This window comes from Leifsonia sp. McL0627, from assembly GCF_058244615.1.
The window spans coordinates 786014-797196 of sequence record NZ_JBZCGM010000006.1; the positions used below are offsets into that span (position 1 = coordinate 786014).

The 11183-nt window shown below is 68.9% G+C and carries 8 protein-coding genes; 6 read left to right on the forward strand and 2 right to left on the reverse strand.

From position 1 onward, the window contains the following. Positions 1-12: 12 nt before the first annotated feature. Positions 13-507 carry a Cys-tRNA(Pro) deacylase gene (ybaK, locus tag AC37TH_RS19705; protein ID WP_490766033.1) on the reverse strand — a complete coding sequence of 165 codons (495 nt, stop codon included), beginning with the start codon at positions 505-507 and terminating at the stop codon, positions 13-15. A gap of 16 nt (positions 508-523) precedes the next feature. Next, positions 524-2632, reverse strand: coding sequence for a glycogen debranching protein GlgX (gene glgX / locus AC37TH_RS19710; RefSeq protein WP_490766034.1), 2109 nt, complete (start codon positions 2630-2632; stop codon positions 524-526). Positions 2633-2687: 55 nt separating this feature from the next. On the opposite strand from glgX, the gene AC37TH_RS19715 reads away from it, so the two are divergent. From AC37TH_RS19715 to gatC, 6 genes are all read left to right on the forward strand, one after another. Beyond that, positions 2688-3881, forward strand: a complete 1194-nt coding sequence (locus tag AC37TH_RS19715; RefSeq protein WP_490766035.1) for a cysteine desulfurase family protein — start codon at positions 2688-2690, stop codon at positions 3879-3881. A 173-nt stretch (positions 3882-4054) separates the two neighbouring features. Further along, positions 4055-5176, forward strand: coding sequence for a tRNA 2-thiouridine(34) synthase MnmA (gene mnmA, locus AC37TH_RS19720; RefSeq protein ID WP_490766037.1), 1122 nt, complete (start codon positions 4055-4057; stop codon positions 5174-5176). A gap of 51 nt (positions 5177-5227) precedes the next feature. Further along, positions 5228-7564 carry an NAD-dependent DNA ligase LigA gene (ligA, locus tag AC37TH_RS19725; protein ID WP_490766038.1) on the forward strand — a complete coding sequence of 779 codons (2337 nt, stop codon included), beginning with the start codon at positions 5228-5230 and terminating at the stop codon, positions 7562-7564. Positions 7565-7821: 257 nt separating this feature from the next. Next, positions 7822-9033 (forward strand): alpha/beta hydrolase, encoded by a 1212-nt coding sequence (locus AC37TH_RS19730; RefSeq protein WP_490766039.1) that lies wholly within the window; start codon positions 7822-7824, stop codon positions 9031-9033. Between the two features lie 39 nt (positions 9034-9072). Next, positions 9073-10848 (forward strand): alkaline phosphatase family protein, encoded by a 1776-nt coding sequence (locus AC37TH_RS19735; protein ID WP_490766040.1) that lies wholly within the window; start codon positions 9073-9075, stop codon positions 10846-10848. A gap of 37 nt (positions 10849-10885) precedes the next feature. Continuing rightward, on the forward strand, positions 10886-11182 hold the full coding sequence (gene gatC / locus AC37TH_RS19740) for an Asp-tRNA(Asn)/Glu-tRNA(Gln) amidotransferase subunit GatC (protein ID WP_460631677.1): 297 nt from the start codon (positions 10886-10888) through the stop codon (positions 11180-11182). Position 11183 lies beyond the last annotated feature (1 nt).

The following is an 11183-nucleotide window of genomic DNA, read 5'->3' on the forward strand; positions in this document are numbered from 1 at the left end:
GGGGCCGGGAGGCTAAGCGGCGATCGCGGCGAACGTGCCAGCTGTGGCGGCGAGCAGGTCGGCGGGAGCGAGCTCCACGTCGACGCCGCGCTTGCCGCCGGAGACGTAGACGGTGTCCCAGAGCTGCGCCGTCTCGTCGACGACGGTGACATGTGCGGTCTTCTGGCCGATCGGGCTGATGCCGCCGACCACGTAGCCCGTCTTCCGCTCGGCGACGGCCGGGTCGGCCATCGTCGCACGCTTGGCGCCGACCGCCGCGGCGAGTGCCTTGAGGTCGAGCATCCCTGTGACGGGGACGACGCCGACCACGAGGCCGAGCTCGGTGTCGGCGAGGAGCGTCTTGAACACGCGATCCGGTTCGACCCCGAGTGCCGCAGCCGCCTCCAGGCCGTACGATGCGGCAGCCGGGTCGTGCTCGTAGGCGTGCACGGCGAACGGGATGCCGGCCGCCGACAGGGCGACCGTGGCTTGCGTTCCCGCGGACGCCGCCGACTTCGCTCTCGCCACTACCTCGCGCCCGCCACTACTCCGCCACCTCAGCCGGGTGTTGCTCCACCGCGGTCTCCGACGGCTCCAGCCGCGGCCCGATCGCCAGGAACAGCTGCATCGACGCTCCGCCGACCAGCCGCGTGGCTCCCGGAGCGAGCGTGCCGTGCTGTTCGTCGATCGGCACCTCCGTCGCGCTGTCCCAGAGCAGCCGGTACGCGTCGACGCCCGGTGCGACGGGCAGGCTCACCTCCACGTCGTCCTCAACGCCGTGCACGATCAGCAGGATGCGGTTGAACTCCTCCTTGTCCGGAGTGGAGGCCGCCAGGTATTGCAGCGTGCGGTTCTCCGGCGAGTTCCAGTCCTCGTCGTCCATCAGCGCACCGGAGGCGTCGAACCAGTCCATGTGGCTGGCGTTCTTCGTCGACTCCCCGAACACCGCGTACTTGCTCGGACGGAGGGCAGGGTTGACCCGGCGCAACTCCAGCAGACGCTTGGTGGTGTCGTACATCTCGCGCTGATCGCGGGTGCGCAGCCAGCTCATCCAGGTGAGCTCGCTGTCCTGGCAGTACGCGTTGTTGTTGCCGCGCTGACTGCGCCCGAACTCGTCGCCCGCGGTGATCATCGGGACACCGGCGGACAGCAGCAGCGTGCCCATCAGGTTCCTGATCGCCTTGTGCCGGTCGAGCAGGATCGACTCGTCCGTCGTCGCCCCCTCGACGCCGTGGTTGAACGACCGGTTGTTGTCTGTGCCGTCGCGGTTGTTCTCGCCGTTCCCGAGGTTGTGCTTGACGTCGTACGCGGTCAGGTCCGCCATCGTGAAGCCGTCGTGGGCTGTCACGAAGTTCACAGACGCGAGCGGTCCGCGCTCCGGCGAGAACGTGTTCGACGACCCGGCGAGCCTCGTCGCGAACCCACCGATGCCGACCGGCGCCTGACCGTTCCTGCGGGCGTCGGAGATGTCGGCCAGCCAGAAGTTCCGCACCCTGTCGCGGTAGCGGTCGTTCCACTCCGACCAGCCCTCCGGGAAGTTCCCGGTCTGCCACCCGCCCATGCCGACATCCCACGGCTCGGCGATCATCTTCACGTCCGCGAGCGCCGGATCGGTGAGCACACTCTGCAACAGTGGATGCTCGGGGCTGTACTGCACATCGGCCCCGCGCCCGAGTGTCGCCGCCAGGTCGAACCGGAAGCCGTCGATCTGCACTTCGTTCGCCCAGTAGCGCAAAGAGTCCTGCACCAGCCGGATCGGGACGGGGTGACCGAAGTTCAGCGTATTCCCGCATCCGGTGACGTCGATGTACGCGCCGTGGTCGTCCTGCCGGTAGTAGTTCGCATTGTCGATGCCGCGGAAACTCGTGCGCGGGCCGCCGAGCCCTTCCTCCGCCGTGTGGTTGTACACGACGTCGAGGATGACCTCGATCCCGGCCAGGTGCAGCAGCTTCACCATGCCCTTGAACTCGTCGAGCACCGCATCCGGACCCGCCGCCTGCGCCGAGCGCGAGGCATACGGAACATGAGGGGAGAAGAAGTTGAGGGTGTTGTACCCCCAATAGTTGGTGAGACCCTGCTGCAACAGCCGCTGCTCGGACACGAACGCGTGCACGGGAAGCAGCTCGACAGCGGTGACGCCCAGATCCTTCAGGTAGCCGATGGTCGACTCGTGCGCGAGACCGGCATACGTGCCGCGCAACTCCTCCGGCACATCCGGGTTCAGCTTGCTGATGCCCTTGACGTGCGCCTCGTAGACGACCGTGTGGTCGAGTGGCGTGTTCGGCTTGCGCGCCTCCCCCCAGTCGAACCCGTCCGCGATCACCGTGCCGCGCCAGCCGTCCGACCCCACCCGTACCAGCCCGCGCGCATACGGGTCGAGCAGCAGCGTCTCCGGATTGAAAACATTGGTGGGCGACGACGGACCGGAGACCCGGATGGCGTACCGGCTGCCCACCGTGAGCGAACGCGACCGGCCCAGCCACACGTTGTTCGCATCCTTGGTCATGGTGACGGTCTTCACCAGCCAGTTCGGATCCTTCGCGTCGAACAGGCACAACTCCATCCCGTCGGCGTGCTCCGACCACACACGCAGCTCACCGCCGTGTGTGCCGACGCGGACGCCCAGATTACGCAGAGGATCAGCGGAGGTCATGCGATCTACAGTAGTGACTAGAGACAAACACCCGGATCGGAAGCGAGGACGACAGGTGCCGGTCTACCTCGACCACGCGGCCACCACGCCGATGCGACCAGACGCCATCGCCGCATACGCGGAAGCGATGGGCGTCGTCGGCAACCCTTCGTCCATCCACAGCCAGGGCCAGCAGGCCAAGCGGATGCTCGAAGAAGCCCGCGAAACCGTCGCGAGCACCCTCGGCTGCGACCCGATCGAGGTCGTCTTCACGTCGGGAGGAACCGAGGCGATCAACCTCGCGATCAAAGGGCTGTACTGGCAGCGCAACACCGGAGCGACAAGGCCGCGCATCCTCGCGCCAGGGGGAGAGCACCACGCGACGGTCGACACGATCGACTGGCTGCAACGCGCGGAGGGCGCGCAGCCGTCGTGGCTTCCGCTCGACCCGGAGGGGCGCATCCTGGTCGACGCCGCAGCGACGGCACTCGCCGAGAACGCGGACGAGACCGCCATACTCACCTTCCTCTCCGTGAACAACGAGGTCGGCACCATCCAGCCCGTGCGGCGACTGGCGGCGCTCGCCGCGGACGCCAGGGTTCCGGTGCACGTGGACGCCGTCGCCGAGTACGGGCACCGGCCGATCGACTTCTCGTCCATCGGCGTCTCGGCGCTGAGTGTGTCCGCCCACAAGATCGGCGGGCCGGTCGGCATCGGGGCGCTCGTGCTCTCGCGCACGGCGAGCGTCGTTCCGCTCGTGCATGGCGGAGGCCAGCAGCGGCAGGTGCGTAGCGGAACGCAGGATGTCGCGGCGGCGGTCTCGTTCGCGGTGGCGGCCAGAGCGGCAGTGGACGAACTGGACGTCGAGCGCGCGCGGCTCACGGCGCTGCGCGACCGCCTCATCCACGGGGTGCTCGCAACGATCCCGGATGCGCGGCTGAGCGGCCCCGACCCCGCCGGTCCTGAGCGGGTGGCGTCCAACGCGCACTTCACGTTCCCCGGCGCGCAGGGCGACTCCCTGCTGTTCCTGCTCGACCTCGCCGGGGTCTCCGTCTCGACGGGCTCCGCGTGCCAGGCCGGCATTCCCGAGCCGTCGCACGTGCTGCTCGCGATGGGCCGCACCGAGGACGCCGCCCGCAGCGCCCTCCGCTTCACGCTCGGCCGCACCACCACCGACGCCGACGTGGATGCGCTGCTCGCCGCCCTCCCCGCGGCGTACGCCAACGCCTCCCGCGCCGGCCTCGCCACCCGCGCCACCCGCCTCGCCTGACGCGAGGCGCGCCCTCGCGCCCCGTCGCTTCGCGCCGCCGCGCGTCCCGTCTCTTCGCGCCACTCGTGCGAAAAGTGCGGTGTCGCGCCGTGTGACCGCACTTTTCGCACGAGGCGCGGGCGGCGCGGGCGGGCGCGGAGCGGGCGGTCAGCGACGCGGCGTACAATCGCCGGGTGAAAGTTTTGGCGGCGATGAGCGGGGGAGTCGACTCGGCAGTGGCGGCGGCGCGAGCCGTCGAGGCCGGGCACGAGGTGGTCGGCGTGCACCTGGCGCTCAGCAGGATGCCGGGGACGCTGCGCACAGGCAGCCGCGGCTGCTGCACGATCGAGGACTCGATGGATGCGCAACGTGCCGCGAACATCATTGGCATCCCGTACTACGTGTGGGATTTCTCCGAGCGGTTCAAGCTCGACGTCGTCGACGATTTCATCGCCGAGTACACGGCGGGCCGCACCCCCAACCCGTGCATGCGCTGCAACGAGAAGATCAAGTTCGCCGCCCTGCTGGAGAAGGCGATCGACCTCGGCTTCGACGCGGTCTGCACCGGTCACTACGCCGCCATCGTCACCGATGAGAACGGCGACCGTGAACTGCACAGGGCGAGCGCCTGGGCGAAAGACCAGTCCTATGTGCTCGGCGTGCTCACCTCGGAGCAGCTCGCGCACGCGATGTTCCCGCTGGGTGCCACGCCGTCGAAGGCCGAGGTGCGGGCCGAGGCGGCCGAGCGCGGTTTCAGCGTCGCCAACAAGCCGGACTCGCACGACATCTGCTTCATCCCGGATGGGGACACCCGCGGCTGGCTCGCCGAGCGCGTCGGCGCCGAAACAGGCGACATCCTCGACCGTGACGGCAATAGGCTCGGCAGCCACGAAGGCGCGCACGCGTTCACCGTCGGCCAGCGCAAGGGCCTCAACATCGGTTACCCGTCGGACGACGGCAAGCCGCGTTTCGTGCTCGAAGTGCGGCCGAAGGACAACACCGTCGTCGTCGGCCCGAAAGAGGCGCTCGACATCGCCGAGATCGCCGGCTCCCGCTACACCTGGGCGGGCCGCGAGCCGGACAACCTGGGCGACGAGTTCGCCTGCGACGTGCAGATCCGCGCCCACGCCGATCCCGTGCCCGCCATCGCCGTCGTCCGCGACGGCGAGCTCGTCATCCGTCCGGACGTCCCTCTGAACGGTGTCGCGCCCGGCCAGACCGCCGTCGTCTACCTCGGAACCCGCGTCCTCGGCCAGACGACCATCGACCGCACCGTCTCCGCCGCCCCCCTCCCCGCCGCAGCCCCCGTCTCCTGACTGCGCGAGCCGCAGGGCTCAGCGTCGGTGGGGGTGAATAAGCTGGAGCACGTGGCAGATGAGACGAGCGCGGCAGGCACGAGCGCGGCAGACACCAGCACCGCAGACAACGGCAGCGCAGCCAGCGACGTGAGCGCGCGTGCGGAGGCGGCCGAGCTGACCACCCGCATCCTGGAGTTGCGCGACGCGTATTACGAGCGGGACACCGTGCTCGTCAGCGACCTGGAATACGACCACATGATCCAGCGGCTCGAAGAGCTGGAGCGGCTGCATCCGGAGTTGCAGAGCCAGGACAGCCCGACGCAGACGGTCGGCGGCCGGGCCCAGACCACCCTGTTCGCGCCGGTCGAGCACGCCGAGCGGATGCTCAGTCTCGACAACGTGTTCTCCATCGAGGAGTTCGAGGCCTGGGCCGCCAAGGTTGAGCGCGACGCCGGACGTTCGGTGCACTATCTGAGCGAGCTCAAAATCGACGGCCTCGCCATCAACCTGCGTTACGAGTACGGCACGCTGGTCACAGCCGCCACCCGCGGCGACGGCGTGGTCGGGGAGGACGTCACCGAGAACATCCGGTACATCCCGGCCATCCCCACCACGCTGGCCGGCACCGGTCATCCTCCGCTGGTGGAGGTGCGCGGCGAGGTGTTCTTCCCCGTCGCCGAGTTCGAGGCGCTGAACGCCGCCCAGCTGGAGCAGGGCGAGAAGGTGTTCGCGAACGCGCGCAACGCTGCCAGCGGCTCGCTCCGGCAGAAGGCCGAGAACAAGAACAAGGCGCAGCTGGCGCTCATGCGCAATCGACTCGTCCGCCTGCACATGCTGGTGCACGGCATCGGCGCGTGGGCCGAGCCTCCGGTGGCGAGCCAGTCCCAGGTGTACGACCTGCTCAAGGAGTGGGGTCTTCCCACCTCCACCCACTACCGCGTGTTCGACGCCGCCTCCACGGTGGCCGAGTTCATCGAGTATTTCGGCGAGCACCGGGCGAGCGTCGAGCACGAGATCGACGGCATCGTGGTCAAGGTGGACGAGCTCGCGCTGCACGACGAGCTGGGCGCCACGAGCCGCGCGCCGCGCTGGGCGATCGCATATAAATACCCGCCGGAGCAGGTCAACACCAAGCTCCTCGATATCGTCGTCAGCGTCGGCCGCACCGGCCGCGCCACCCCGTTCGCCGTGATGGAGAAGGTCAAGGTCGCCGGTTCTGAGGTGCGTCAGGCCACGCTGCACAACCAGGATGTGGTCAAAGCCAAGGGCGTACTGATCGGCGACACCGTCGTGTTGCGGAAGGCGGGTGACGTCATCCCCGAGGTCCTCGGCCCGGTGGTCGAGCTGCGCGACGGCACGGAGCGCGAGTTCGTCATGCCGGAGAACTGCCCGGCCTGCGGCACGAAGCTGGCCCCGGCCAAGGAGGGCGACATCGACCTCCGCTGCCCCAACTCCGAGTTCTGCCCTGCGCAGGTGAGTGGGCGCGTCGAGCACATCGGTTCGCGTGGCGCGCTCGACATCGAGGCGCTCGGCGAGGTGGCGGCCGCCGCCCTCACCCGGCCGCTGCATCCCTCGACGCCGCCGCTGCCGACCGAGGCCGGACTGTTCGGCCTGCAGATGGCGGACATCTTCCCGGTCGAGGTGGTCGTGCGCGATTCGGAGACCGGGCTGCCCAAGCTCACCGACTCCGGTGCGGAGAAGACGGACACGCCGTTCCGCCGTCGCCGCCAGAAGAAGGACGGCGTCCACGATCCGGGGGCAGCCGTGTTCGACGGCGACGCCGACTTCGTGCCGTCGAAGAACGCCACCGAGCTGTTGGCCAACCTGGCTGCTGCGCGGGTCAAGCCGCTGTGGCGCATCCTGGTCGCCCTGAACATCCGGCACGTCGGGCCGGTCGCCGCCCGAGCGCTCGCCACCCATTTCGGGTCGCTGGAGGCGATCCGCTCCGCCACGAGGGACGACCTCGCGGCGGTCGACGGCGTCGGCGGGATCATCGCCGACGCGGTGCTCGCCTGGTTCGAGGTCGACTGGCACCGCGAGATCGTCGAGACCTGGGCGACGGACGGCGTGCAGTTCGCGACGCCGGGCCACCCCGGCCCAGGCGCTGCGGCGGAGGCCGGTGGAGTGCTCGCCGGGCTCACCGTCGTGGCCACTGGCTCGCTCGACGGGTACACCAGGGAGGGCGCCCAGGAGGCGATCATCTCCGCGGGAGGCAAGGCAGCCTCCAGTGTGTCGAAGAACACCGACTTCGTCGCCGCAGGCCCGGGCGCAGGATCGAAGCTCGCGAAGGCGGAGACGCTCGGACTGCGCATCCTGAACGCCGATCAGTTCCGCGTGCTCGTCGAGCAGGGGCCAGCTGCTCTGGACGTTTCGGACGATTCCGAGGCCGAAGGGGAGCAATCCTGAGCTGAGACCGGCGTTTCTACTCCTGAACAGGGGGTAGAATGACCGCCCTGTGGCGTTTGTGCTACCGATAGCATCGAAGAGTGCGCTCGCCCGGGGCGCACTGCAAGGGCTTAGCTCGTCGCTCTCGGAGGGACCCGGACGGAGTGCTGGTCGGCTTTGCAGCTGTTATAGCCATGACCTCGGTCGCCACAGGGCTGACTGGGGTCTCAGTCGCGCCCGCAGAAATCGTTCCCCAAACCCCGTATTCGGTCCACTCGGTGGTCGCGGACGCACCCTCCGGCAGCGGAACGGCGGCCGTCGCACCCGGCTCCCTGCTCGGCTCGATCGCCGGACTCAGCGAGGCCGCCGTCCCCGGTTTCGTGGACGCGCACAAAGCGGACCTCGACCGGATGCTCGTCACCCCACCGCGGGCGGGCGACGTCTCCACAGTCTGGCGCCTGCTTGACCCGGTCAAGCAGGCCGCGCTGGTCAACGAGGCCCCGCACGTGATCGGCAACCTGGAGGGCGTCCCGTACTCCGTCAGGGGCAAGGCCAACGCGCTCGACCTCAGCCGCACCATCGCCACGACGAAGAAGCAGCTCACCACGGAGAACGGCAAGGCGGTGCGGCTCGAACTGGAGCGCAGGCTCAGCACCCTCGACAACGTGAAGAAGGCGCTCGCCAGCAAAGACGGCGTCTCGCGCACCCTGGTCAACCTGGACACCGCGGACGACGCCAGGGCGTCGATCGTCGTCGGCGACCTCTCGACGGCGAAGTACGTGAGCGTGCTCGTGCCCGGCATGTACATGTCGGTCGGCGAGCAGATCGTCGACTGGGCGAAGGTCGCACAGAACCTGCACGAGCAGGAGACCTCGTTCCTGCACAGGCTCCTCGGCCCTCGATCGTCGGGTGGGACGCCCGGTGTCGCCGTGGTCGCCTGGATCGGCTATCAGACGCCCGTGCTCACCAACATCGGCGGGATGCAGCTCGCGACGGACGGCGCGGACAGCCTGGAGCGCACGCTGGTCGGCATCCAGGAGCTGCGGGCGGACAACCCGCCGTACCTCAGCGTGTTCGCGCACTCCTACGGCTCCACGGCGGCCCTGCTGGCCCTCGAACGCCACACGGTGACAGTGGATGCGCTGGCCCTGATGGGTTCGCCGGGCAGCGACGCGCAGTCGGTGTCGCAGCTGAGCGTCCGCGGCGGCAACGTGTTCGTCGGTCAGGCCGACCTCGACCCCGTCGTGCACAGCGCGTTCTTCGGCAGCGATCCGGGTTCGGCGTCGTACGGCGCGCAGCGGATGGATGTCGGCGGCGCCGTGGACCCTGTCACCGGCAGGACGCTCGCCGGGTCGTCCGGTCACAACGAGTACTTCACGGCCGGCACGGAGTGCATGCGCAATCTCGCCATGATCGGCATCGACAAGGGCAGCCTCGTCATCAGCGGATCTTCGTCCTCCGGCAGCGTGCGGTCGGCGGCGGCGCGCTGACCCTGGACAGCGTGCGAGGTTCGCGCATAATGGAGGGCGATGCAGCCCGATGACGAAGGACCTGGCCCGGCCGAGCAGGCAGGCGACCAGGAACGCGCCACCCCGCACTCGCGGCGCGCTTTCCTCAAGACGGCAGGGATCGCCGCGGCGGGGGTCGCCGTCGGAGGCGTCGCGGGCGGGGTGATCGGCGCATCCATCGCCTCCCGCGACGATGACGGTGTCGAGCACGAGACGGGCGAGGAGTTTCCGCCGCTGCCCGCGCCGTCCACGCCCGGCTTCGAGCACCTGATCGTGCTGATGTACGAGAACAGGTCGTTCGACAACCTGCTCGGCTACCTCTACGACGAGAAGAACCTGCCCAAAGGCAAACGGTTCGACGGTCTCGCGTTCGGCGAGTACAGCAATCCGGATCCGGCGGGCGGCGCGATCCCCGTGCATCCGTATGAGGGCACAACCGATTTCGTGATGCGTCAGCCGTCTCCGGACCCCGGCGAGGCGTATCCGCACGTCAACACGCAGCTCTTCGACACGGTCGACCCCGCCTCGAACGCCACGGCGCGCGAGCGGGACATGCTCCCGCCGTTCAACGCCCCGGCCGCGGGCGCCGCGCCGCGCATGAAGGGCTTCGTGCAGGACTATGTCGGCGAGCTGCGCAAAGACCTGAAGCGCGACCCCGTTCCGGACGAATACCGCCGCATCATGGGATCGTTCACACCGGAGATGCTCCCGGTGTTCTCGACCCTCGCCAGGCAGTTCGCCGTCTACGACGATTGGCACTGCGCGGTGCCGTCGCAGACGTTCTGCAACCGCTCGTTCTTCCACGCCTCCACCTCGCACGGCTACGTCACCAACGGAGGGGTGGGCGGCCTGAAGAAGTGGTTCGACCCCGCCAACACGTCGCCGACGGTCTTCAACCGGCTGGAGGAGGCGGGGATCAGCTGGCGCGTCTACTTCGACGACCGGCAGATCATCTCGCTCACCGGGTTCATCCACGCCCCGGCGCTCGAACCGTATTGGCACAGCAACTTCCGCACGATGACCGATTTTTACCGGGATGTGGCAGAGGGCACCCTTCCCGCGTACGCGTTCGTGGAGCCGCGGCTGCTCTACGACCACAACGACATGCATCCACCCGGCGGTCCGATGACCGAGGTGGATGTGGACGGCCAGGTCATCGTCGGGGGCGCCATCTCCGACGTGCGCGCCGGAGACCTGCTGCTGCACGAGGTGTACACGGCCGTGCGCTCGGCCCGCAGCGCGAAGGGCTCGAACGCGCTCAACACGATGCTGCTGGTCACCTTCGACGAGCACGGCGGGACCTACGACCATGTCGCCCCCGGCCCTGCAACGCCACCGGATGCGCAGGCTCAGCCGGGCGAGATGGGCTTCACGTTCGACAGGCTCGGCGTCCGCGTGCCCGCCATCGCGATCTCCGCGTACACCGAGCGCAACACGATCATCAACGAGGAGATGCACCACGCGGCCGTGGTGAGCACCCTGGCGAAGAAGCACGGCCTGAAGCACCTCACCGACCGCGACAGGGGAGCGCGGACCATTGACAACGCCGTCAACAGGCGCACGCCCAGGCAGCCGGGCACCTGGCCGGACACCCACCCGCAGTACCTCCCGGCCAATCCGGAGCAGCAGGCGCCGGGCGGCGACGACGACGACCGGCCGCTGAGCCCGCCCGGCATCGGCCTGGTGGGACTGCTGCAGGCGAGGTACGGGTTGCCGGACGATCAGACGCCGCGCACATACCGCGAGGCGTACGAGGCCGTCACGCGGCTGGGTACGGGACTCTTCGGCTCGCCCTAGAATTGAGGAGTCCACCCTCGAGTCACCACGGAGACGTATGTCCGAAATCAGTGCAGAGCAGGTCGCGCACCTGGCGAACCTTGCCAGGATCGACCTCAGCCAGGAAGAGATCGCGAGCCTGACCAGCGAGCTCGGCCAGATCGTCGAAGCGGTCGCCAAGGTCACAGAGGTCGCTGGGCCGGATGTGCCGGCCACCAGCCACCCGCTGCCGCTCACCAACGTGTTCCGCGACGACGAGGTCGTCCCGTCGCTCACGGTCGAGCAGGCGCTCTCCGGAGCACCCGACCGCGACGGCGACAAGTTCAAGGTCGCCGCCATCCTGGATGAGGAGTAGG